Genomic DNA, 24,734 nt, shown 5'->3' with positions numbered 1-24,734 from the left:
GGTTTTGTTAACCTAATAAACAAAATGTCTATGTATAAAGCATTCTTTCCCCAAGCAATTTGTGCAAACTGGATCATCTCAGATAATGATCCGGATAATAAGTATATAGAACTTTTAGGATTTAACGGTGAGTATTTGATTTCTATTAGCTATGAAGTGGATGAAAATGAAGAAAATCCCTATTTCCTCAATTTTCAGCAGATGAAAGGTTCATTTCTAAGGTATGATTATACCAGTTTTGGAATGAAAACATGGTATGCCTCCCCCAAAGCTGCTGTCACTGCAGCTATTGAACTAATGGCGATTGTGAGGGAGTTTTACCCAAAGTTTTTTCCCATCAGCCATGAAATATATGTTGGACTGGGACCTTCCTCTCAGCTAGAACAAATCCAAAGATCTTTAGGGGGAGTCTTGATGGTTTCCGATGCCTTCGGACAAGAATTGGTTTTCAAACAAGTGCTATTTATGCCCCAGGAACATGATTTAATGGTAACTGCATCAAAGATCATTAAGTCCTACTCTACGGCATTTCAGGTAACCGAACCAGATTTTATCGGAGGAATCCTTTGCAATGAAAAAGCACAGTACTTAGGACGGCTGGATTTTCATGGCAATCCCTTGAATGAATTCATTTATCATCACTAGAAGCGGAGGCAACGCTTTAAATACTGCAATTTGATTTATGATTACAAAGATAAAATCCATTAGTGATGAGGAGGCATTTTTCAGGCATTTGCTTGAGAATGAAAGCCTGAATTTTCATCCTGATGAAAGGTTTGAAAATTATATCAATTTGGAAACAAGGCTTCCGAGTTACATATACCAAGAAGCCGACTTAAGGGAATACCTTTTAAAACAATGCTTTGAGATTTGTGAAGCTCGAGGAGAGGATATTTACATAATTGGTTTGTCAGTTTTCCATAAAAAATTGATTCAATAATGTTTAACTCTAAATTTTAAGATCATGGAAGAAGTAGTAATTACACTCTTAATCAAAGACAATAAAATCATGAGCCTTCTTGGCCCTAATAGTGGTTGGCCTCCAACAATTTGGTGGGATCGAGAAATGGTTGTGTGGGTTCCCAAAACGGATTGGGAGGAGGAAAAAGTCACAGGGTCCACAATTCATCAATATATGAAGGTTGGAAAATATGCGCATTGCTGATGAATAAAGAGGTCTACTGGAGTTATTCAGTAGGTCTCTTTCTTTAATTTATGTTATCCATCACCTTTTTCACACAACTCCCCAATTCCTTTTTGACCTCAAAATCCCAGAATCTTAGGACAGTCCAGCCTTCGGACTGGTAGTATTGATTGATCTCGCGGTCGCGCTGCATATTCCTTTCGATTTTGGGAATCCAAAAGTCACGGTTGGATTTGATGGTCTCCTTCCTGTTTTCCCAATCATATCCATGCCAGAAGGAACCGTCCACAAAAATCACCAACTTGTATTTGATCAGGCTGATGTCAGGCTTGCCGGGAAGTTTTTGTTTGTTGCTTCTGTACCTGACTCCCGCATGCCAAAGTGCCTTTCGGAGCAGTTTTTCCGGTTGGGTATTCTTGCCCTTGATCCTTGACATATTAAAGGACCGCTGCGGCGTGGTATAAAAGCCCTCTGCCTCCGAAAAGCGGGGAACTGAAATCTTTGGCTCGCTATAGGGTTTGGGCTTTTTGACCAAGTTAGTTTTGTTTTGTCTCGTTATAAAAGTCGAAAAATTAAATTAAAAATCTTTGTGCCTTCCTGCCTTTGTGGCAAAATCAATCTTGAACAAAAAAACACTTCTTCTCTAAAATTCAGTATATTAGGTATCTCAAATCATATTTTAACAAATAATTGTCCGATTTAGAACAAAATAAGATTTTGTACCCTAAAAAACCCACAGCTTATGAAAAAATATCCTATCCTTTTGATGGTAGCCTTTTTGGGAGGCTTTTTATTTTCCTGCGAAGTCAAAGATTCCCGCTCCAGTGGGGAGCAAGTGGAAGAGGAAAAAACTTTGCAGCCCTTTTCCAGAATTAAGGTTTCCGGTATCATCAACCTCAATCTTTCCCAGGGAGATTCGGAATGGATGCGGGTAGAAGGAGATTCGAAATGGGTGGAACAACTGAAAGTTGAGCAGCGGGGAGATTTGTTAAGCATTAGTCTGAAAGAGGGACAAAAATCCTGGGGTAAAAATGAAAAAATGGAAGTTTTCCTGCAATTGAAGGAGCTGAAGGAATTGGCATTTGAAGGGGCAGGACAGATCAAAACTTCTTCTATGCTGGATTTGGATGAACTCTTTATTTCCGGCAAAGGGGTGGGCAATATTGTATTGGAATTGGAAGCAGAGACGGTGGAAGCGGAGTTGAATTTTGTTGGCAATATGGAGTTGAAGGGTTTTGCCCGGGAATTCCGCTTGGAAAATGAGGGGGTGGGCAATATTGACGCCTCTAAGTTGATTTCCCAAAGGGTGGAATTGGCGAGTTCGGGCATAGGCAAGATTGCAGTGCATGCCGAAGAGGAACTGCTGATGAATGTTTCGGGTATTGGTTCGGTCAGCTATACCGGCAATCCCAAGCAGGTGACGGAGAATGTGAGTGGATTGGGGAAGGTGAATCGGAATTAAAAAGGAGAGATTAGACTTGACTGATGCAAGCAGGAGCGAGAAGCGAGAGATTAGAAACAAGAAACAAGAGACAAGAGACAAGAATCAAGTAATTTCAGGACGGGACAAATCGGAGATTTTTGAAACATTAAGAAGTTAAGGCTTTTAAGGATTTCATTAAGAGGATAATACAGAGCCAAGGCAAAAGGGTTGGAGCTTGGAAAGTTTGGGAGGTTAGTTCTGTATGCGAATCAGAACGCGATGAGCGTTCAATACCGAAGGTTAGGAGTGGCAACTCGGGGAAATGGTGATCAAATCCTCGGTCCGCCCAACTCCGGGAGGAGAATTTAACTATTTTTTAAAATGCCCAAAATGTAAAATGAAATATTGATAATGATATTTTTTGCAATAAAAAGTTTCACATAAATTCTGTTATTTTTATATTAGAATTTGTTTTGTTCCTTGTAGTAACCTTCTTTTATATGAAGCATTCTTTTCCAGTGGCAGTACTGTTTTTGGGCTTGAGTTTATTCGCTTGTTCCAAAAAAGAGGCTGTTTCAGATATCCCGCTATCCCTAAAAGCGGTGGAGTTAAAAACCCAAGAAGTCCCCATTTCTAAGGACTTTGTGGGACAGGTTTATGGCAGGGCGGATATTCCCATCCGGGCCAGGGTAGATGGATTTCTGGAAGGCATTCACTTCAATGAAGGCTTGGAGGTTAAAAAAGGACAGTTGCTTTATACCATTGATGACAGTCCACTGAGGGAAGGTCTTAGCAGGGAAGAAAGCAGACTTTCAGAGGCAAGGATCAATCTGGTCAATGCAGAAAATGAGCTTAGTCGCATCAGCCCTTTAGCAGAGATCAATGCCATCAGTAAGCGGGATTTGGATGCGGCCATTGCCAGAAGAGACGCTGCCCAAGAGGGGGTAAGGGCTGCAGAAGCCAATGTCAATCTTGCCAGGATCAATCAGGGATATGCCAGGATTCTTGCACCAATTTCCGGTATCATAGGAAAATCAGGGGCGAAGGTTGGAGAATATGTGGGAAGAGCACCCAACACAGTGATATTGAATACCATTTCTCAGATAGATAGTGTTTTGGTGGAGTTTTTTTTGACAGAAAGGGATTATATCTCCTTTGCCAGAGAGATCATGGCGGATGAATCCAAGCGGGTAAGCCAGACGGATTATGCATTGGAACTATACCTTGCTGATGGGCAAGTTTTTCCGCATAGGGGTAAGCTGACTTTTGTGGACCGAAACGTAGACCCCAGTACTGGAGCCATATTGATTCAAAGCATTTTTCCTAATCCTGAAAAATTGATCAGACCCGGCCAATTTGCCAAGGTAAGGGCAGTGGTCAACTTAATCCCCGATGCTTTATTGGTGCCACAACGGGCTGTTTTTGAACTGCAGGGTTTTTACAATGTGTATGTAGTAGACCAAGAAGGGACGGTAAGCCAGAGAAGTATTCAGATTATGGAAACTTATGGAGACCAGTTTGTGGTGGAATCAGGATTGGCTAAAGGGGAAATTGTACTCTTAGAAGGGTTAATGGCGGTTAGGTCCGGGCAAAAGGTCAATGTAGAAATGGTACAAACCAATTGATTATGGAGAATCCAATCAAAGAAGAGTATCAGTTTTTTGTCAGGAGGCCTATAGTTGCTATTGTCATTGCCATCATCACTGTAGTAATAGGGGTGATTTCCCTCAGCACACTGCCGATTGAACAATATCCGGACATTACGCCCCCTGTCGTAAGGGTCAGCGCCAAGTATACAGGTGCCAATGCCATATCGGTGGAACAGTCAGTGGCCTCTGCACTGGAACAACAGATCAACGGGGTGGAGAACATGATTTACATGAAGTCCACCAATTCCAACGACGGCACGGTCAGTGTTCAGGTGACTTTTGATATCGGCACAGATCCTGATATGAATACCGTTTTTACCCAAAACAGAGTTTCCTCAGCCATGGCCAAGCTCCCTGAGGAAGTGACCAGGTTGGGGGTGACCACCCAAAAATCCATGTCCAATACTTTGCTTTTGTTGTCTTTGATTTCCCCGAATGGTCGCTATGACCAGCAGTTTTTGGGTAATTATGCCATCATCAACATTCAGGACAGGTTGGCCAGAATTCCCGGTGTGGGAAGGGTAAGTATCATTGGGGCTTCTGATTATTCCATGAGGATATGGGTACAACCCGATATTTTGGCCAAAATGGGGATTACCATTGGAGAAATTACCCAGGCCATTAGAAGTCAGAATGCCATTGTTCCGGGAGGAAAATTGGGAGCAGAGCCAGCCCCTCCGGGAACCGAGTTTACCTATGTGGTACGTTTGCCAGAACGCTTGCAGACTGAGGAAGCCTTCAGGGAAATCATTGTCCGTACGCATGCTGATGGATCCCAGGTTAGATTAAAGGACATTGCCAGAATAGAACTGGGAACTGAAAGTTACTCTGCCTTTACCCGTACCAATGGGCAGGATGGTGCTCTGATTTCCATTTATCAATCTCCCGGATCCAACGCGGTGCAGGTGGCTGAGGATGTCAAAAAGGAATTGGCCCTATTGGCAGAAGGCTTTCCCGAGGGGGTTGATTACGTGGTATCTTTGGATGCTACCAAACCCATCGTTGCCGGTATCAGTGAAATTGTGGAAACCTTGATCATCGCCCTGGTTCTGGTGATTTTGGTGGTCTTTTTGTTTATCCAGGACTGGAGGGCTACCCTTATCCCTACTTTGGCCATTCCCATCTCTTTGGTGGGTGCTTTTATGCTATTTCCTTTACTGGGCTTCAGTATCAATGTCTTGTCCTTGCTGGGATTGGTTTTGGCCATAGGAATTGTAGTAGATGATGCCATTGTAGTCGTAGAGGCAGTGCAGGTAAAGATGGATCAGGGGATGGGGGTTAAAAAAGCAACTACCGAAGCCATGAAGGAAGTGACCGCCCCTGTGATTGCTACGAGTTTGGTTTTGGTTGCAGTTTTTGTTCCTGTAGTGGGAATACCTGGGATTACCGGGAAGCTTTACCAACAGTTCGCAATTACCATAGCGGTTTCAGTAATCATTTCCAGCATCAATGCACTTACCCTGTCTCCTGCCCTTTGTGCGTTGATTCTGAAACCAAAACAGCAGGGTGAAAGAAAAGGAATATTGGGGCGATTCTTTGATGGATTTGACAGGAGTTTTGATAAAGCCACTGAATCCTATACTTCCTTTACCAAAGTTGTTTCAGGTAAACTAAAAAGGGGGGCGGTTTTAGTCCTTTTAACAGTTATTGCTGCGGGTATTTTGGGAGCCAAACTTCCTGGTGGTTTTATTCCTGAAGAGGACCAAGGCTATATTTTTCTTGGCGTTCAGCTATCTAGTGCTGCAAGTTTGCAGCGCTCGGATGAAGTGGCAAGAAAAATAGAAGAGATATTGAAAGATATTCCGGAAGTAGAGGATTATGCCACAGCAGTGGGCTACAATTTATTAGCTGATGCCCTAAGTACCAATTCGGCCTTTGTCTTTATTTCTTTGATTGACTGGGCTGAACGCCCAGGAACTACTGCAAAGGATGTAGTTGACAAAATCAATGTGCTGTTGCGGCGCGAAATCAAAGATGCGGTAGCTTTTGCCTTCGGGCCACCAGCCATACCGGGTCTAGGTTCCGGGGCGGGGTTCAGTATCATGATACAGGATAAAACAGGGGCAGACCCGTTGTATCTTTTCCAAAATACCATGGCCTTTATCCAGGCAGCTAACGAAAGGCCTGAAATTGCCAGGGCTTCCACCCAGTACCAAGCCTCTGTGCCTCAGCGTTACATTGATTTGGATATAGAAAAAATATTAAAAACAGGGGTTAATCTTCAAGAGGTTTACCAGACTTTTGGAGCCTTTTTGGGTGGGGCTTATGTCAATGACTTCACCAAGTTTGGTAGGATTTACCGGGCTTATATTCAGGCAGAGTCAGAATATCGGCAAAATGAAAAAGGTTTGGAACTTTTCTTTGTGAAGAATAACCAAGGAGAATCTGTTCCCATCAGTACCTTTTTAGAAGTGAAGGAAGTGAGTGGCCCGGAATATACCAACCGCTTCAATCTATTCCGTTCTGCGGAAGTGACGGGGGTTCCTGCTCAGGGATACAGTTCTATTCAGGCTTTGAATGCCTTGGAAGAGGTGGCGAAAGAAGTCTTGCCCGATAACATGGATTACAGCTGGAATGGCATGAGTTTTCAGGAAAAGAAATCCTCCGGTTCGGCAGGGGTGATTTTTGCGTTCTCCTTCTTTCTGGTATTTCTTATCCTGGCTGCCCAGTATGAAAGTTGGTCCTTGCCTTTCAGCATATTATTGGGAACGCCATTTGCCATATTTGGAGCATTCCTTTTCTTGTCTTTCGCCAGGATTTTCTCGCTGAGTTTTGAGGTGAATATTTTTGCCCAAATTTCCTTGATTCTGTTGATTGCTATGGCGGCCAAGAATGCCATTTTGATTGTGGAGTTTGCCAAAATGAAATTTGATGAGGGCCTTTCTTTGTATGATGCGGCCGTGGATGCGGCCAAGCTTAGGTTCAGGCCCATCCTGATGACTGTATTTTCCTTTGTCTTGGGCATTCTGCCCTTGATTTTGGCTTCCGGCTCAGGAGCTGAAGCCAGAAAGGTAATGGGAATGGCCCTTTTGGGGGGAATAGGAATTGCGACCTTTTTAGGGGTTTTTATGTATCCTTTGCTGTTTATTTTGGTGGGCAAGCTTTTCAAATATGAGCAGAAAAGGGATTTGGTTCAAGGAGATAAATCATTGGAAGGATGAAAAGAGCTTTATGGTTTATAGGCCTATTGGGCCTTTTGGCAGCATGTAAGGCCGGTAAGCCTTACCAAGGGGTAGATTTTAATATTCCTATTGCTGAGAAACCGGCGTTTGGGGAGGATGCAGCCATGGAGGAGATCAATACCTTGGATTTGTCCAAGACGGGCAATGCCAACCTGATCTGGTGGGAGTATTTCAATGATCCTTTGCTGGACACCCTGATCAGAACAGGTTTACAATACAACAGAAATGTCTTGATGGCCGCGGAGCGGATTGTACAGGCCCGCATGGCTTTGAAAATTCAGAACGCCGAGCTTTTGCCCAGATTGGGTGCACAGGCTTCTGCGGAAAGGGGAAATTTCCTTTTTAACCAGATCGGGCAGGTTAATGAACTGTATATTGTGGGCTCAGGATTGAATTGGGAGTTGGATTTTTGGGGTAAGTTGAGAAACCTATCTGATGCGGCCCGCTACCAATTGTTAAGCAGTGAGTTTGGCCTGCAAAGCCTTCAGATCACATTGGTATCCGATGTAGCTACGACTTATTTCAACTGGGTACAGGCTTTGGAGGAATTGGAGATTGCAAAAAGCAACCTGGCCTTAAGAGACAGCATGCATCAGATTATCATTGAGCGCTTTGAAAAGGGCATCATCCAGCAAACAGATGTGGAACAGTCCAATATCTTAAGGGCGATTGCTGCGGGTGCGGTTCCTAAGTTTCAAAGGAAATCGGTTCAACTTGAAAATGCCTTGAGTTTCCTTATCGGAATGAGTCCTATGCGCTTCAATAAGCAGTTTTCCCTGGAACAGATCAAACCTCATGCGAATATAGAGCGCTATCAGGCGGTGGATTTACTGATGAACCGCCCTGATGTTATTGCTGCAGAATACCAGTTGATGGCACAAAATTCCCAAGTTGGGGCGGCCAAAGCCAGGATGCTTCCCAGTATCAGTTTGGACGCCACTTTGGGCATCATTTCTGACGACTTCAGTACACTCAATTTGCAGAATCCTTTGTGGAATATTGGAGGGCAACTGATGGGTCCTATCTTTTTCTGGGGTCAGATCAGAAGGATGGTGGATATGGAGCAAAGCAAGGAGTTTCAGGCTTTGTTTAATTACGAAAATGTCGTATTGAATGCCTGGAGGGAGGTTCAGGATGTCAAGGTCGAGATCAGGACTTTGGAGGAGGAAATTGAAATAGCCAGGGACAGGAAGCAATCTGCTTTAAGTGCGCAGTTTTTGAGTGGGGCAAGGTATACTCAGGGGGTCACCTCTTATTTGGAATTTCTCGAGTCACAAAGACAGGCTTTTGATGCAGAATTGGAGTTGGTACACCTCAAGCAATCCCTGCTTTCTGCTTATGCCCGATTCTATAAGGTGATGGGAGGAGGACCAGTACGGGAATAAGAACCAAGGCAAAAGATTAAAGGAAAAGTGGGATTTCGGAAGGCGGATTGGAACCATGAAGGAGTTAAGACTTTTAAGGGTTTCATTAAGGAGGGGCGTTTAAAAAGTTAAGTAAGATAGCTAGTGTTAAAGGCTTCACCTTGTCATATCGAACGGAGAGAGAAATCTAAAAGCTATTTAAACCACAAAGTGCGCAAAGGACACCAAGAAATTAAAATAAATTCATAAGGTCCAAAGGTCTTCGGCTGCAATTTGATCGTTATGATTAGTGTCAGACGAAGGAAGAACGCCAAGCAGCTGGCGCTGGGGGTACCAACCTTTGAGGTTTTTGAAACCTCGAAGGTTTTGAAAAATCATATAATAGAACGCTGATTGTTCGCAATCTCACAACAAAATAGAACGCGCCTGCCTTCCTGCGGTCAGCAGGCAGGGATGACGCTGATTAGGCTGATAATCTCAGATGGTTCGCAAGCTCACCGGATAGAATACGGATTGTTTGCGGTGCTCACAGGGTTGTAACGCTGAACCCGAGTGGCAACTCGGGGAAATGGTGATAAAATCCTCGGTCCGCCCAACTCCGGGAGAAGTTGAATTTAGCGCAGTCTTTCATTTGTTGTAATTTTTTTATCCACATCATTTAACTCACGGGAAATGATAAATACTTATTGCATTGCCGTCACATTCGTGTCATCCTAATAATTCCTGCCATGGGCAAGCGGGCGTGGACAAAAGTTTTTAACTGGAAAATGGTTATTAACTCCTTCCAAAAGCAGGCAGGCGTGGACAAAAATCAAAGATCAGCCCATGTTATGCGCGGTAAATGACTTGGTCATACCCATCATTTTTTCCTTGTAGATTTGTGCATCTGGAAACAGTTGTTGCATTTCAGCTTTATTGATCAGCCTGATTTCATCAAGGTACTGTTTGGCGTCTCTGGGGTCCCATTTTCTGAGTCTACTAAGTCGGGTTTTTGTCAGGATGCTGTAGGTTAGGGATTTTGGAAAATATTGGATAAATGGAATAGCATAGTGCGCTTCCACAAAGAAATGCTTATTGGGTGTCTGGATAAAATATTTGTTACAGATGCGCATGCATTCCCTGGCCATTTTTTGTTGGTTTTCCCAGGTATACAGGTGTTCAATAACAGAGTTGGAAAATACCAGGTCAAAGTGATTTTCTTCAAACATGGAAAGATCGGTCGCATCTCCCGCAATGCTTTTAATGCCATTACTCAGGTTTTTTTCTTCCTGAAGGTTGAGAAGCGTAATTTGAAGTTTCCCGGATTGTACCAATTCCCTATCTTTCCAAAAATAGTCAGTTCCACCCACATCCAATACCTTGATTACTTTTCCATTGGGAAAATTTTTCTGAATGAGGGCTTCAAAAACTTTAAACCGTCTGTTTCTCATGGCATAACCAAAAGAATCAGGATGGTCTGAGGAAGCCAGCAAGGCTTTAAAGTGACGCATAAATGAATGAAAGTATCCGGAGATTGGCAATCTTAAGAATAATTTGAAATTAAATGCTACAAAATCAAGTCCGCTTTAGGAATCTTTGTTAATTTTACATCATTCAGGGGCAAAGTTATAATTAATTATTAATATCTAAAAACCCAACGTCTAAGGGTAGGTCTTCGTTAATGTCTTTGATTTTAGATTGTTATTTTTATGAAAAAACGTTTTGACAGGATTTTCCCCTGGTTATTCGTTATAGGAGATTTGGCAGTGATGAGTTTCTCAATCATCCTGCTTTCATTTTTGATGGGGGATTTTGGCTATTATAACGGTCCGGATCGTGCTATTTTTAGTATATTCATCATGGTATGGATGGTAATTACCATCTTAAGAAAAGACTACAGATGGGAAAGAACTTCCCAGATAGATGCATTATTTGGTAAATTGATCGTTTCTTTGCTTTGGTTTCTTGTGATCGTAGCCATTTTGTGGGTTCCTGTTTTGGAAGAGGTTAATAGCCTTTTATTCTTTTCTACCCTTTCTTTTACATTGTTTCTGTTTCTATCCTTTTATAGGGTAGGTACTTTTCTTGTACTCCGTAAATACCGTTCCAAGGGCTTCAACTTTAGAAATGCTGTAATCTTGGGCAATGGGCAGATTGGCGGTAAATTGGCAGAGGTACTCCATAGGCGCAGGGATTTTGGCATCCGGTTTATGGGGCATTATGATTTCAGTCCGGAGATTACACAGGACAAGGACCGGCTAAAGGAATTTTTTGAGGAGGCGGTTGCCAAAGAAATAGATATCATATACATACAAGAGCTCAGGGATGCTAAAGTGGTAAAAAAGCTAATTGATTTTGCCGATGAGCATTATATCAAAGTAAAAGTAATCCCTGGCAATGCCCTGCAACTGGAAAAGCAGCTTTCTTTTTCCCGTTATGGTGATCTATTTGTAATCAATGTCAATGAGATTCCTTTGGATCTTGCGGCCAATAGAATTATGAAAAGGGCCTTTGATGTGGTCTTTTCCTTATTTGTAACAGTATTTATATTGAGTTGGCTGATTCCTTTGGTGGGTTTATTGATCAAATTGGAATCCAAGGGGCCTGTATTTTTCATTCAGGAACGCAACGGTTTCAATAACAAGGTTTTCAACTGTTTGAAATTCCGCTCCATGACCCCTAATGATTATGCTGATGAGCAGCAGGCTAAGAAAGGGGATCCAAGGGTAACCCGGATAGGCGCTTTTTTAAGAAGCACCTCTTTGGATGAAATGCCACAATTTCTCAACGTATTAATGGGCGACATGTCTATTGTGGGTCCAAGGCCCCACACAGTTCCCATGAATAAAGAGTTTAAGACTAAAATTGAAAAATATAATTCCCGTCATATGATCAAGCCTGGTATCACCGGTCTTGCTCAGGTAAGGGGGTTCAGGGGTGAAATAGAAAACCCTTATCAGATACGTTCACGGTTCAAACTCGATTATTTTTACATTAAAAACTGGTCAATCTGGCTGGACTTAAAGATTTGTGTTCAAACATGCCATGAATTGATCTATAATCGGGAAAATGTCTATTGATTCGGTATTAGTTTGCAAATATTGCGGGCATGATGGACCTCCCGAAAAGCATCAGGTTAAAGAAATGATGTTTGGAACGGGTGAAACTTTTAATATTGGTTCCTGTCAAGTCTGTGGTAGCCTTCATTTGTTGGATATTCCTGATGATTTATCTCCGTATTATCCTCCCAATTATTATTCATTAAATACTTTGGTCACTTCAGGACCGGTCAAAAAACTGTTGAAAAGATGGCGATATCGTTTTTTTCTTTCCGGCCTAAGTTTTTTCCGGCCTATTTTTGGTCAATGGATGCTTTGTTCACAGACAGCCACTTCTGCCAGAATTGCGGATATAGGTTGCGGTAATGGTCAGTTGCTTTATGAAATGCATGTTGCAGGCTTTAGCAATTTGGAGGGGTATGATCCATTTATACCAGGCGACCAAGTCATAGCACCTGGTCTCAAACTTTTCAAGAAACCCTTGGCGCAGATTGAAGGTACTTTTGATCTGATCATGATGCACCACGCGCTCGAGCATATGGAAAACCCTGAAGAAATACTTCGGAAATGTAAGGGCTTGCTGAGCAAAAAAGGTGTTCTTTTGATCAGGATTCCTGTTTCAGATGCCAGGGTATGGGAAGAAGAAGGTGTTAATTGGGTTCAGTTGGATGTGCCCCGTCACTTACATATTCCCAGTATTGCAGGTATAAAAAGTTTAACTGAAAGGTTGGGTTTTAAACTTAAAGCAATGGATTTTGACAGTACAGCCTTTCAGTTTTGGGGGACAGCATTATATAAAGAGGGAATACCTTTGAGTAAGGCAGGCGAACAATATTTTTCGGAAGCAGCACTGAAAGCATGGCAACAAAAAGCCCTGTTGTACAACCAACAGGGCCTTGGTGATCAGGTTTGTTTTTATTTTGTTAAGTCTGAGTCTGATTAGATCCGCATCAAGGCATCTAAGAAACTCATGTTTTCTCCCTTTTTCTTAAATATTAAGGTAGGCACTTCATTGTTGACATTGACCAATTTTTCTGCAATGCTTCCCAAAAGGACTGCGGCAGAGGCTGTTCGGCCACGGCTTCCCATTAAAATCATATCAGCCGCATTTTCTTTGGCTGTTTTGATGATAAAGCGCCCCTCGTTTCCTTCTTCTTTTAGCAAAAAAAGGCAATCATATTCCGGCAACCCATGTTTATGGAGGAATTTCTTATAATCTTTAATGGCCAATTCCTTCATGATCACATCAAATTCCGCATGGCTCTTACCGGTCTTATAATAGCCCAAGGGTATGGTATAAACATGCATTCCCAACACTTCCGCTCCGATTTCGTTGGCCAGCCGGTCTGCAAATTCCAGTGTCATCACGGAATGATCAGAAAAATCCATCGGTACCAATAATTTTTGCGGTGTTTTTATTGGGCTTTTTTCGGTGAAAAAAAGTACTGAGCATGGCGCTCTATGTGCCATGGTTTTGGCAAGAGAGCCACTTCCCTCCAGTTCTTCTTTACGGCCCATGATCAGCACATCCACATCTTTGATTTTTGCCCAGCGTAATACCGTTTCCATGGGTTTACCCTCTTCAACAATAATTTCGATTTCTGTTTCTTTTGGAAAACCCTGTGCTTTGATTAAGGTATTGATTTCTGCCTTAAGGGTTTCATCAGTAGGGACCACGAGGTCCGGATATTTTTCGCGTATCTCCTCGGGAAGAGAAAGGTCTTTGGCAACATGAATAAAATATAGTTTTTCAATTCCCAATACTTCCGAGAGGTTGGCCACCTTTTGGGTAAGGATCTCGTCCATTTTGCTGAAATCCAGCCCGACCATTGCCTTGGTGAAATGCTTCATAATTTGGTGCTCAATAAGGTTTTAAACCGAAATCGTGTTATTTGTTATTAATTTACGCTATTAAAGTAAGTTTTAGAAAATTCTAGCTGTAATTTAAAGGAAAGCTTTTTGAAATAAAGCCAAAAGCAGCTGAAATCGGATATATTTGTGTTAAATGGCAACCCAAGCTGAAAAATATTTTCTTGCGTTGGTTCCTGAAGGGAATATACAGTCTGAAGCAACAGCCCTAAAAGAGGAAATGCGGGATCTGTTCGGCGTAAAATATGCCTTAAAATCTCCAGCCCATGTGACGATTAAAATGCCTTTTACCTACAATGGGTTTAAAGAGGACAGGTTAATTGCCAAACTCGAAAAGTTTTTAGCAGGTTTTTCACCTTTTGACCTGTCATTCCATGGCTTTGACCGATTTGGTAAAAGGGTGATTTTTGTAGCACTCAGACCTTCGGAGGCTTTGAATAATCTTCAGGAATCGCTTGCCACATTTTGCAAAGAAGAGCTTAAATTGGTGAAGGAACTCAGTGACCGTGCTTTCCACCCGCACATGACCATTGCTTTTAAAGACCTAAAACCAAAAAACTTTGATAGCTATTGGGATCATTTCAGGAAAAAGCGCTTTTCTGCCCGTTACTCTGCAAAAGATGTGGCTTTACTCAAAAGGACAGCAGGCAGGTGGGAGGTAATCCACCGTTTTACTCTGAAAGGATAAGTTTTGCTTTTTTCTTACTTTCTTTCAATTCCTCAAAAACCTGCAAGTATTGGTCAGTCACAACGTCCCAGTTATAACGGTCGATCAAACCTTCCCTTGCCGTTTCTCTCAAAAACCTCATGGATTCAGGTTGTTGTTCCGCTTTTTCCACACATGCTGTGACGGCCTCAGCATTTTTTTCGAAGAACCAGCCATGTTTGCCATCCTGAAGCATCTCCCTATTGAAAACCGTATCCAGGGCTAATACTGCACAGCCAAAACCCAGTGCTTTGAGCATGGCAGGGTTGGTACCCCCATATTCATGCCCGTGGAAATAGGCAAAAGAGTGGATGTATAGGGATTTAAGTTCTTCCGGATCTGTGACATAACCAGTAAAAAGCAAACGGTCATCAGGGATTTTTTTCAGCTTGGATTCAAACTCATCCCGATAAGGTACATCACCTACAATGACCAGTTTTCTTTTTGAATTGGATTTAATGAATCCTTCAACCAAAAGATCGGCATTATTATCGGGTACCAATCGGCCTACGATAAGGAAATAGCTGCCTTTTTCCAGTCCCCATTTTTCTATTTTTTGGGGATTGGCGGTTTCTGCAGGATTGGCCCCATATGCTATAACAGTGGAATCCACATCAAACATCTCTTTGTAAATGCGGTGCATTTCATCCGAATCATTGATGATGCGGTCATAATGTTTTGTAGCCATTCGGGAAGCCCAAATGAAATACCTGGAACCAAAACCTCTCCATTTGGGCCTAAGCCATTCCAGCCCATCCACATTGATGGCAGTAGGTTTTCGAAAAAACCTCGAAATTACACCAAAAGGACCATTACCGCTGTTGACCACAAAAATGACATCAACATCCGACAGACAGGCATGTAACATGGAAATGAAAGAATGGGTCAATTGGGTCAGGCTTTTGGTTTCTATAGCTGGGGTATAAATCAATTTGATGCCATTGACAATTGGTGGCTTTTCATTAAAAAGTGCACGGTGGCAATAGACCCTAAGGTCTACTCCTCGTTTTTGTAACCTTTCTCCCAGTTCTTTGACTAAGGTGTCGTAGCCTCCATACACGTATGGGTAACCCTTTGCGCCAAGGATGGCTACTTTTAATTTCTCGTTTCCGGGAATATCTGGCATATATATTCTTCCATTTTCTGGGCAAACTGCCCGTAACTAAAATTATTTAATACTCGGTCTCTTCCTTTTTTACCCATTGCCTTGGCCGCTTCCGGGTGGGAAAGCAGGTAATTAATCCGCTGACTGCCCATAACAATATCGTCTATTTCGATCAGGTAGCCAGATTGGCCCTCTTCCAACATCTCTACTGCCCCCCCTGATTTGGTCGCCACTACAGGAAGTGCAGAAGCCATAGCTTCAAGTACGACTGTAGGGAAAGAATCCGGTAAGACTGATGGCAGCACAAAAACATTAGTGCACTTCAGGATTTCAGGAACATCTGATCTAAATCCCAAATCCATGACGTGCTTGCCCAAGCCATTGTCCTGAATAAAGTCCCCAACTTCCTCCAATAAATTTTCATAGCCAGGATAGGGATCACCCACTAACAAAAAGAGTGCGTCGGGATGCTCCCTGATTACTTCTTTGGCCATTTTTAAAAAAGACAACTGTCCTTTTCCGGGATTGACCCTCCCAATCATTGTTACAATCTTTCTGTCCTCTGGCAGTCCGGTTTTTGCATAAACATCCTTTTTGCCATTCAAGAAGGGTTCATAATCTATGCCATTATGAATTACTTCAGGCTCTAGGTTCAATAAGCCGGCCCAATGTTGGGCGACGGATTCAGAAACCACTACAGGTCTCCTTTGAACACCATTGATTTGTCTAGCCAAAAACCGCACCAAAAACCTCGGCGAGTTGATAATTTCATGAATATGCCAAATATGGCTGATTTTATTTCTCTTGGCAAAAATTGCACCAACTATTACAGCTAAAGTATTGGAATACACCAATTTTATGGGCTCTTCCTTATGAAGTTTATTCAAAAACCGATAAGCTTTCAAAAATTTCCTGCCCCTGTTGACTATTCCGAATGGACTAAAATACTTCCTCCGAAGGATACCCAGGTTGACAATGACCACTTCTATGCCTCTCTTTTCCACTTCCGCCCGAAAGGGACCCTCACCTGGGAGTACCAAAAGGGTGGAATAGCCCAGTTTCCTGAATATTTCTATCACGTAGATCAGGATTTTAGATGCTCCGTAAAGTTCCGAAGAACTATGTAAAAAAATTACTCTCCCTTTATGACTCATTTTTTTTAAAATATAACCTGACGATTCCCGTTCTCCGGAAAGGCAAGGCAAAAACTTCCAACAACAAAGATAATGGGAAAATAAGGCCGACCCCTAAAAGCATGGGGGGTTTTTTCCTGTTTTTGAGGTCATAAATGATATTTCCCCCGTAACCTAATTTTCCTAAAAGGGCACTTAAATTGCCCAAAACACCCAAATGTAGGGAAAAGTATTGACTTTTGACCCGCTTGAAGCCAAGTGCTTCTACCTTTTCAGCCAATTGGGTTTCGTGCCAGTGACTGAGGTGTTTGGGAATGTCCAAATGCATCCATTTATCACCTGCCCACTGGTGCTGCCAACTTTTTATATTGGGGACTTCAAGGACTAGAATCCCCCCTTTTCTTAGATTGTTATCGCAGAGCTCTTTTAACATTGCTAAAGGAGCTGGCAGGTGTTCAAGTACATGAAACAACGTAAGTACATCAAAATTACCTGAATCAATTTTGCCTTTACTGTATTGTTCTGTCTGTACTTTTACGCCATATTTTTCCTGGGCAAAACGGGCCCGCTCAGGAGCTGTTTCTATACCCATTGCCTGCCAACCTGCAATTTTTGCCTGGAACAAAAATTGACCCTTACCTGAACCAAAGTCCAGGCAACGCAAAGGAGAAATGTCGGGAAGGAGTCTATTTACCGTATGGATTACATTGGAAGCTTCCTGAAAAATGATTTTTTCAAAAATGGAGTTTCTGTTGTCCACAACAGTATATATCTCATCTTCGTATAGGGCTGCCATATCCAAATCGGATTGGATTAGAGTCCAGGTAACCCCGCATTTTTTACATAAAATAAGAGAAAAGTTTCTGTTTTCCTTTTTATCCTCTGCACCACAAACGGGGCATTGTTCTTGCCTCATAATTCCCGCAAATAATTCAGAAAATTAACAGTTTTTAGCCAAAAAATCTCAGATCTTGGACCTAGATATATCTTCATGTTAAAATAAACTTTTTAACAAAAACGAAAAACGTTTTTGTGTATTTGAATAAACCGTCCTCCTATCTATTTGCCTGATGCTATCTCCAAAACTTCTGCCAGTTTTTCCTTATCGATGGGTTTGGTCAAAAAGTAATTCATTCCTGCATTAAGGCATCTTTGCTTTTCAGATTCCAGAGCGCCTGCCGTAAGTGCCACAATTGGCGTAAATTCTCCGGACGCTTTTTCAAGTTCCCTGATTTCAAAAGTTGCCTCAAACCCATCTTTTTCAGGCATTTGAACATCCATAAATATCAGATCCGGTTTTTCTTTTTTGTATGCATCTATTGCTTTTTGCCCATTGAAAGCTTCGGTAATCTTGGCCTTCGGGTATTTGTTAGAAATGATGGTTTTCAATAACAGCATATTTAGAGGCACATCTTCTGCGATTAAGATATTAAAACTAGACTGATTGGTTTCTTCCAAAATATCTTTTGTGTTCTGCGGCAGTGCCTGAGGTTTAGCACTTGAATGACTCAGTCGCTGAAGGCAATGGAACAGTTCTGAAACTTTTGCAGGTTTGATCAATTTGGCATCTATACCCAGTTCTTTGATGGCACTTTCCAAACGCATATCATCCGCGGAACTGTAAAGTATAATTTTCGGACTCTTTACTTCAGGTTTTCTTGCAAAAAGTTTCTTGATCTCTCTGATGGTTGAAATTCCATCCATATAGGGCATGTGATAATCAACAATGATCACATCAAAGTCCTGATTTTTTTCTAAATGCGTCAGTGCTTCAATGGCATTTCCAGCTTCCGCTGTAGAGATACTCCAATTGGCTAAAATATCCCTTAGAATGTTCCTGTTGTTCTTATTGTCATCAATGATGAGGACCTTACTCACATCAAAGGACTTCTCAGGTTGGTCAGATCGCTTAAAAGGGCTTCTGATGGTAAAATAAAACCTAGAGCCTCGGCCTAACTCAGACTCAAACGCTATCTGGGTATCCATTTTTTCTGCCAGCATCTGTGAAATGACCAAACCAAGTCCCGTACCTCCATAACGACGGGTGGTGGAGGCGTCAGCCTGAGAAAAAGACCTGAAAAGTTTGGGTTTTTGTTCATCAGATATCCCAATACCCGTATCCCTTACAGAAAAGGTAAACAGCCCTTCATTATCAGCGCCTTGAATTTCTTTAAAATAAATGCTCAGCTCTACTTCTCCCTTTTCGGTAAATTTGATGGCATTGCCCAGAAGGTTGACCAAAATCTGTTTTAACCGTATGGGATCTACTTGAAAATATCTTGGTATATCATGGGGGATATTCAGCAAAAATTCAATTTGTTTTTTGGCGGTATTGAATTTAACGATATCTGCGGTTTCTTCGGCGAGGTCAAGGATATCGGTTTCCAGTTGCTCGATTTCCAGTTTCCCTGCTTCAATCTTTGAAAAATCAAGTATGTCATTGATTAATCCTAGCAATGAATGGGCAGAAATATTGGCGCTGAGTACATATTGCCGCTGTTCATTTGAAAGGTCAGAGTTCATAAGTAAATCTGTAAAACCGATAACTCCATTGAGGGGGGTTCGGATTTCATGGCTCATATTGGCCAAAAACTCAGATTTAGATCTATTGGCGGCTTCAGCTTCTTCTTTGGCTTGGATCAGGAAAGACTCCAATTCGGCCCGTTTTTTAATATTGACGAGCATTTCGGCATAGACCAGGAGTAATTGCAGTTCGGTTTCCGAGTAAGGGTGAACTTCTCTTACCCAATCAAAACCCACAAATCCCAAAAGCTGGTTTTTGTAGCTCATGGGGAAGGTGATAAGGGTCTTGATTCCCTGTGGCAATAGGATGTCTTTAAGTGGACCTTCTTTCAAAGCTCCTACCTCAGGTACACCAAAAATTTCTCTTTTTTGATGCTTTTCTACCCAATTTGGAATATAATCCATGGGAAGATTCTGAAGGTTTTCGATTTCGGAGGAAATATCCGTGCCACACCATTCGTAGGTATTCGATGCGGTATATGTTTCAAAATTATATTCAAAAATATAAGCCCTGTCAGCTTCTACAAATTTCGCCAATTGTCCTAGTGATCCCTGTACATTTTTATCAAGATCTTTAGGATCCATATTGATGTACTTGGTAGATATATCAATCAGAATTTGTTGAAGCTCTAGCTGTTTTTTTAGGATTTTTTCCTGATCAGCATATAGTAACTTTGAAACGGTCATGCAAAGGTATTTTTGCCACTGAATTTTAGATGAATGGCAAGCAGGTTATCATATAAATCTTTTAAATGTATTGTGAATTTATCAAAAACCAAAAACCTACAGTTGTTTTCAAATAAACTTTTTGCTTTTTATATATGGTGAAATGTAAAATATAATATTTAAAGGTTGTTTTATTATTTTTTTATGGCTGTTTAATGAGTTTTTCAAAGCGATTGAAAAATGATGAACGGTTGAAGTGTGCACATCTTCTATTTCCCTTTTCAATTAATTCCTCAATAAGTGTGGGATCTTCGATTAATCGCTCCATCATTGTCGCCAAACTTTCAGCATTTCCTACCTCATGTATCAGGGCTGCTTCTGCAGCTATTTCCATCAAAGCGTCCTGATTGGAAATGATCACTGGAATATGATTGTTCATGGCCTCAATGACGGGGATGCCAAAGCCCTCATTTGAAGAAGGGAATACATAGGCAAAGGCATTTTGATAGAGTTCTTTTACTGTTATATCAGGAAGGAATCCGGTTAATTTCACTTGAGCGGTGAGATTTTCATCCTTTATTTTTCGAACAACATTATCATAATCATCCAGTGCCAGACTTAGGCCACGTTCACCGACCAGGACTAGGCTGTATTTCCCAGGGTATTTTTTTTCAATCACCCCAAAGGCATCCACCAGGGTTTGGATCATTTTTCTTTTATCAAAGCTACCCACATGAAGAAAATACCGCTTTGGCTGAATGCCGAATTTTTCCAGTGTATTTCCTTCGGTTTGGGTATGCTCAGGAAGGAGTTTGGGGCACTGATAGATAACCTCAATATTTTTATGGATGCCCGAGTATATTTCCAAGGCCTTTTTGGCGGTGAATGAGGTAGTAACAACAGTACATTTCCCCCTTAACCCCGAATGGATCATGGGAATAAAATAAGCCCGCCAAAACTTGTTGTAATTTTGTGGCATCTGCCAGAAAAAGGCATCATGGATTACTACAAGCTTTTTAGCCTTAAGGGGCCAAGCGGGTGCAATGAAGTCAAAACAGATCAGGACATCAGCACCTGATTTTTTGACTTTCAAGGGAAGGAGACATTGCTTCCAAAAAAAATAGTAAATATGATAAAACAGTTTTTTCCAATAAGCGACATTCCCCCTGTAAAAATTGCTGGCCATTTGCTGCCGGAAATTATGAGAGAAAATATAGGATACTTCATCCGAGGTGTTTTCCTCTACCGCCTCACAGAATTCAGACATATAGGTTTTGATGCCGGTTAGGGCTGTATTCAAATAAAAAAGGTCGACATACACAGTTTTCTTTTTCATGTGATGGAAGATTTAGCATACCTGATTCTCTGATAGGCAAAGACGCTGTAACCTACCATCCACCAGCTGACCCAAGATACATAAGTATATACTTCTGCATTGGCCGTAAATAGTGGAAGGAGTAATCCAAATTTTACAGAGGCTGCCACGAATGCAATCCTTGCCGTCATCAGGTCATCAGTTTGGTTAAATACCTTCAGTGAGATTTTGATGCCGAAATAAAGGATGAGGATATAAAGGAACATACCCAACCAACCCAACTGTACACCATAGATCAAAAACTGGTTTTCACCGCCCACCCTGAGTTCATCCTCTACGCTGCCTACATTGCCACTCATGGCCAATCCAATTCCCTGTGGGTTGGCGATCATAGAATCCAACGCCAATAACCATTCCACCAAATGACCCAAGCTGGAAGTGTTTTCAAAAGTTATGGTATCTACTACAAAATAATAGAAATCCTCAGAGGCGAAAAATAGTACATATACAATAAAAAGCAGGACTACAAAAAAACCTGAAAGGATCAATTTATACAGTTTAAAAATGATGGCTACAAAAAAGATCATCACAAAGAAAGCCAAGAAGGCTGCCCTGGAGGCTGCAAAAAACAGGCTGCCCATGGCACATAACATGACGAAAGTTGCCAGTGTGGCATTTGCTCTTTTGCTGGTTAAAAACCAAATCAATCCTGCTGAAAATCCAAGAAGTACCGAACTGGCTAGTTCCAGGGGATCTGAAAAAAAGGAGGCCAGTCTTTTGGTCACAGCTTGGGTTTCAAAAGTCCATGTCAGCCCAAAATGCCCTGTAGGATCAATGTCGTTGATTTGCTGATTGAAAAGGGCATAACCTGTTAAGGACTGCAAATGCGTATCTATGGCCCTTTCAAATAGATTCATCAGAAAGGCAGCAATAGCAATATAAAAGATACCTTTGAACAGCAATTGTACTTCTTTATCCTCAAACTTGGTGTTTCTCCCCAAGAAATACACCAAGCCAGGGATCAGCATATTTTTAAAATAAAGTGTTTTATTGATTAAACTCGCCTCTCCAAGCGGAAGAAACAAATAAATGAAAGCCAGTCCCAAGAATGCGAGGAACAAGTAGTCTACTGTATGCAGCCTGAATGGGTAGGCAAATATGTTCTTTTGGTAAAAAATAAAGGAGATAATGGCTGAGAGCACAACGATTTCCTTGAGGAACTGAAAAATATTGACAATCAGTACCGAATTGGTAGAAAGGTATGCCAGGCTTAAAACTGTGATGTAAAAGGGTAAAAAAAATGCCAAAAAGAAGATGACATACTCCCATTTACCATGCAGTATCATCCTGTTGAGTACCCAAAAAAGGAGTACTAGGATCAATAAGGCAATAATGGAAAAGAAGATCAGGGACATAAGGGGTCAGCTTGTGTATGGTCCAGGCGAAGCCCATGGAGGATGCCCCTACCAACGGCTTTCATTTTTTTAAACCTGCCTCGAAGGCAAAAATAAGACATCCAAGCAAAATACTTTAGCAAATGGTAGGACCATGCCGTGAGGATGTGCAGTCCCTTGCTATGTCTTCTCAATTGAAAAAGCTGATTTCGGGCATGCAGGTAAAACACTGTTGGACTTAGTGTTCCCTCGTCATGGGCCTTTTTTGAAGAAGCGCTTCCCTCATGGTAAATGGTACTTTGGGAAGCCAGGTAGATATTATAACCTGCATTTCTGATTCTGAGGGACCAATCCACATCTTCAAAATAGGCGAAATAGGCATTTTCCAATAACCCGACTTTTTTGATCACTTCTGCAGGTAGCAGCATACAGCAACCTGTAGCCCAATCCAGCTTTTTATCTTGAAGGCTGTAATTGGCCAGAACAGCATGATCCCCCAAGGTTTTGGCAACCCCGAAGGTTTTTAGGTATTTGCCCCCTGCACTCCATATTTTATCCGGGCTGTCGAGGAACAGGATCAAGGGTTGTAGCATACCTGCATTGGAAAGCTTGTCTTTTGCCTTTAAAAGCTCTTCCAGAAAATCCGGGCTTACGACAGTATCATTGTTTAGCAGCAGGATATAATCAAATCCTTTTTCCAGTGCATGGGTGATTCCGATATTATTGCCACCTGTAAATCCCAGGTTTTTTTCATTTTTCAGGTAAATGTGTTTTGGGAATTCTTTTTGGAGTTTTTCCAAGGAGCCATCCACTGAACCATTGTCCACGATAATGATTTGATGGGCTGGACCGCTGACCTTTTCCAAGGATAAAAGACACCTTTTGCTGAGGGCATAGCCATTCCAATTAATGATGATTATTGCTACCGAAAAGGGAGGTTTTGAACCCATGGAACATGTCTTTGTTTTTGGAATAAATCAAATAAGTACTGATCATAAAAATAACCACTTCTGTGGAAAGGAGCGCATAGCAAAGTCCCACACCACCAAATTTAGAAGTAAGCACCAAAGAAGCGCTCACCATATATAGGCACATCAACCAGGAAGACCTGAACATTTCCCCTTTTCTATCTGTCACCAGGAAGATAAGTACATTTGCAATATTTAAACAGGCTAAAAGTGGTACAAAAGCCAATAGTCTCAGGTAAACGATGGAGTCTTCCAAGCGGGATTTGGCAAGGGCCTGAATGATAAAAGGAGCAGCAAAGTAGGTAAATAAAGACAAGCAGAAGCCCATAAAGAGGCCATTTAAGTAAGCCCTTTTAAGAAAGCGGAAAAAACCGGATCTGTTTTTCTCAAATTGTTTGGAAGCATTTGGATAAATGGCCTGAATTACCAAAGCCGGCAGCATGCGAAGGACCATGGTGATCCTTTCGGCTAAACTGAACATACCCAGTGTTTCGGCTGTGGCAAAGAAGCTGAGGATGATCAGGCCCCCATTGATGGAAATATGGGAAGCCAGGTTGGAGAAAAAAAGGAGTATATTTTCCTTTAGTGATTCAAAAACCTGGTGAATATTAGGTTTGAAAAAACGGATACCCAATTGATGGTGTATATAAATTAGGATAAATATATTCATCATTAATCCTGAACCACCAAGGATAAAGTTCACCCATTTGGCCTGATCCGGTTGATGGATAAACATGACAATTCCCAAAAGGTAGAGCAATTTGCTAAATACATTGGCCACAGAAACCATCTTCATTTTTTCCAAACCTTGGAAAAACCAAAGGGGTATGGTGGCTTCCGAAAAAAGCAGCAAAATGGAAAAAACCAAAATCACTTGGTATTCCCTGAAAAGGTTGAGCCCAAAAACCGCAATCAAAATGATCAGGGCAGCGATGAAAGCCAGGATAGTTTTACTGGAAATGATGTTGGAAACCAACCGGGAAAGTACGGCTGGGTTTTTTTGATTGATCGCCACCTCCCTTGGTGCACTGAGGTTATAACCAAAGCCGACCAATATATTGAGTAAGATAATGACAGATAGGGATAAATTGACCAGTCCAAATTGATCCACACCAATAGAGTCGATCAATAAAGGCATGGAAACCAGCGAAATCAAAATGTTGGAGGCCTGAATAAAACCCAAAAAAATAAAATTCTGAATCGATTTGCTCCGAATCAGGTTGCCGTAAGAAGAAGAAAGAATTTTGTCAAACAT

Annotated in this window: 20 protein-coding genes; 9 read left to right on the top strand and 11 right to left on the bottom strand. The window is 41.7% G+C overall.

The features are described 5' to 3' along the window. Window positions 1-30 precede the first annotated feature (30 nt). Together B879_RS02735 and B879_RS02725 are read left to right on the top strand one after the other, a co-directional pair. Window positions 31-645 carry a hypothetical protein gene (locus B879_RS02735; protein WP_009183615.1) on the top strand — a complete coding sequence of 205 codons (615 nt, stop codon included), beginning with the start codon at window positions 31-33 and terminating at the stop codon, window positions 643-645. A 319-nt stretch (window positions 646-964) separates the two neighbouring features. Then, entirely contained in the window at window positions 965-1,165 is a 201-nt protein-coding gene (locus B879_RS02725; protein WP_009183613.1) for a hypothetical protein, read from the top strand. Window positions 1,166-1,208: 43 nt separating this feature from the next. Here B879_RS02725 and B879_RS02720 read toward each other — a convergent pair whose 3' ends face one another. Beyond that, entirely contained in the window at window positions 1,209-1,679 is a 471-nt protein-coding gene (locus tag B879_RS02720) for a very short patch repair endonuclease (RefSeq protein WP_009183612.1), read from the bottom strand. A 207-nt stretch (window positions 1,680-1,886) separates the two neighbouring features. On the opposite strand from B879_RS02720, the gene B879_RS02715 reads away from it, so the two are divergent. The 4 genes from B879_RS02715 (at window position 1,887) to B879_RS02700 (ending at window position 8,783) form a co-directional block, all read left to right on the top strand. Further along, window positions 1,887-2,606 (top strand): head GIN domain-containing protein, encoded by a 720-nt coding sequence (locus B879_RS02715; protein ID WP_009183611.1) that lies wholly within the window; start codon window positions 1,887-1,889, stop codon window positions 2,604-2,606. Between the two features lie 461 nt (window positions 2,607-3,067). Further along, the gene (locus tag B879_RS02710) at window positions 3,068-4,192 is read left to right on the top strand and encodes an efflux RND transporter periplasmic adaptor subunit (RefSeq protein WP_009183610.1); all 1,125 of its coding nucleotides are present in this window, start codon (window positions 3,068-3,070) and stop codon (window positions 4,190-4,192) included. A gap of 2 nt (window positions 4,193-4,194) precedes the next feature. Next, on the top strand, window positions 4,195-7,377 hold the full coding sequence (locus tag B879_RS02705) for an efflux RND transporter permease subunit (RefSeq protein WP_009183609.1): 3,183 nt from the start codon (window positions 4,195-4,197) through the stop codon (window positions 7,375-7,377). After that, entirely contained in the window at window positions 7,374-8,783 is a 1,410-nt protein-coding gene (locus B879_RS02700; protein WP_009183608.1) for an efflux transporter outer membrane subunit, read from the top strand. The genes B879_RS02705 and B879_RS02700 overlap by 4 nt, the downstream gene beginning before the upstream one ends. A 797-nt stretch (window positions 8,784-9,580) precedes the next feature. On the opposite strand, the gene B879_RS02695 is transcribed toward B879_RS02700, so the two are convergent. Further along, window positions 9,581-10,252, bottom strand: a complete 672-nt coding sequence (locus B879_RS02695; protein ID WP_009183606.1) for a class I SAM-dependent methyltransferase — start codon at window positions 10,250-10,252, stop codon at window positions 9,581-9,583. A gap of 198 nt (window positions 10,253-10,450) precedes the next feature. On the opposite strand from B879_RS02695, the gene B879_RS02690 reads away from it, so the two are divergent. Next, the gene (locus tag B879_RS02690) at window positions 10,451-11,821 is read left to right on the top strand and encodes an exopolysaccharide biosynthesis polyprenyl glycosylphosphotransferase (protein WP_009183605.1); all 1,371 of its coding nucleotides are present in this window, start codon (window positions 10,451-10,453) and stop codon (window positions 11,819-11,821) included. Further along, the gene (locus B879_RS02685) at window positions 11,811-12,743 is read left to right on the top strand and encodes a class I SAM-dependent methyltransferase (RefSeq protein ID WP_009183604.1); all 933 of its coding nucleotides are present in this window, start codon (window positions 11,811-11,813) and stop codon (window positions 12,741-12,743) included. The genes B879_RS02690 and B879_RS02685 overlap by 11 nt, the downstream gene beginning before the upstream one ends. Here B879_RS02685 and B879_RS02680 read toward each other — a convergent pair. Beyond that, window positions 12,740-13,651, bottom strand: coding sequence for a universal stress protein (locus B879_RS02680; RefSeq protein WP_009183603.1), 912 nt, complete (start codon window positions 13,649-13,651; stop codon window positions 12,740-12,742). The genes B879_RS02685 and B879_RS02680 overlap by 4 nt on opposite strands. Window positions 13,652-13,805: 154 nt before the next feature. Between B879_RS02680 and B879_RS02675 the strand changes: the two genes are divergently transcribed. Next, window positions 13,806-14,357 (top strand): 2'-5' RNA ligase family protein, encoded by a 552-nt coding sequence (locus B879_RS02675; protein ID WP_009183602.1) that lies wholly within the window; start codon window positions 13,806-13,808, stop codon window positions 14,355-14,357. Here B879_RS02675 and B879_RS02670 read toward each other — a convergent pair. The 8 genes from B879_RS02670 to B879_RS02635 all read right to left on the bottom strand — a co-directional run bounded on the left by B879_RS02670 (window position 14,341) and on the right by B879_RS02635 (window position 24,734). Continuing rightward, window positions 14,341-15,501, bottom strand: a complete 1,161-nt coding sequence (locus tag B879_RS02670; RefSeq protein ID WP_009183601.1) for a glycosyltransferase — start codon at window positions 15,499-15,501, stop codon at window positions 14,341-14,343. The two genes, B879_RS02675 and B879_RS02670, sit on opposite strands and share 17 nt — an antisense overlap. After that, window positions 15,471-16,634, bottom strand: a complete 1,164-nt coding sequence (locus B879_RS02665) for a glycosyltransferase family 4 protein (protein WP_009183600.1) — start codon at window positions 16,632-16,634, stop codon at window positions 15,471-15,473. Before B879_RS02665 ends, B879_RS02670 begins: the two co-directional genes overlap by 31 nt. Next, entirely contained in the window at window positions 16,624-17,409 is a 786-nt protein-coding gene (locus B879_RS02660; RefSeq protein ID WP_238542071.1) for a class I SAM-dependent methyltransferase, read from the bottom strand. Before B879_RS02660 ends, B879_RS02665 begins: the two co-directional genes overlap by 11 nt. Before the next feature lie 263 nt (window positions 17,410-17,672). Beyond that, on the bottom strand, window positions 17,673-19,823 hold the full coding sequence (locus B879_RS02655) for a GAF domain-containing hybrid sensor histidine kinase/response regulator (protein ID WP_009183598.1): 2,151 nt from the start codon (window positions 19,821-19,823) through the stop codon (window positions 17,673-17,675). Window positions 19,824-20,004: 181 nt separating this feature from the next. After that, window positions 20,005-21,138 (bottom strand): glycosyltransferase family 4 protein, encoded by a 1,134-nt coding sequence (locus B879_RS02650; protein WP_009183597.1) that lies wholly within the window; start codon window positions 21,136-21,138, stop codon window positions 20,005-20,007. Then, window positions 21,135-22,532: an O-antigen ligase family protein gene (locus tag B879_RS02645; protein WP_009183596.1), complete on the bottom strand. Its 1,398-nt coding sequence runs from the start codon at window positions 22,530-22,532 to the stop codon at window positions 21,135-21,137. Before B879_RS02645 ends, B879_RS02650 begins: the two co-directional genes overlap by 4 nt. Continuing rightward, on the bottom strand, window positions 22,523-23,461 hold the full coding sequence (locus tag B879_RS02640) for a glycosyltransferase family 2 protein (RefSeq protein ID WP_009183595.1): 939 nt from the start codon (window positions 23,459-23,461) through the stop codon (window positions 22,523-22,525). The genes B879_RS02645 and B879_RS02640 overlap by 10 nt, the downstream gene beginning before the upstream one ends. Next, on the bottom strand, window positions 23,418-24,734 hold the full coding sequence (locus tag B879_RS02635) for an oligosaccharide flippase family protein (RefSeq protein ID WP_009183594.1): 1,317 nt from the start codon (window positions 24,732-24,734) through the stop codon (window positions 23,418-23,420). Before B879_RS02635 ends, B879_RS02640 begins: the two co-directional genes overlap by 44 nt.

Origin of the sequence: Cecembia lonarensis LW9 (assembly GCF_000298295.1) — a bacterium.
In the GTDB taxonomy this organism is placed as follows: domain Bacteria; phylum Bacteroidota; class Bacteroidia; order Cytophagales; family Cyclobacteriaceae; genus Cecembia; species Cecembia lonarensis.
The sequence above is the reverse complement of the archived record's forward strand: the minus strand, read 5'-3'. Positions and strand labels throughout refer to the sequence as shown.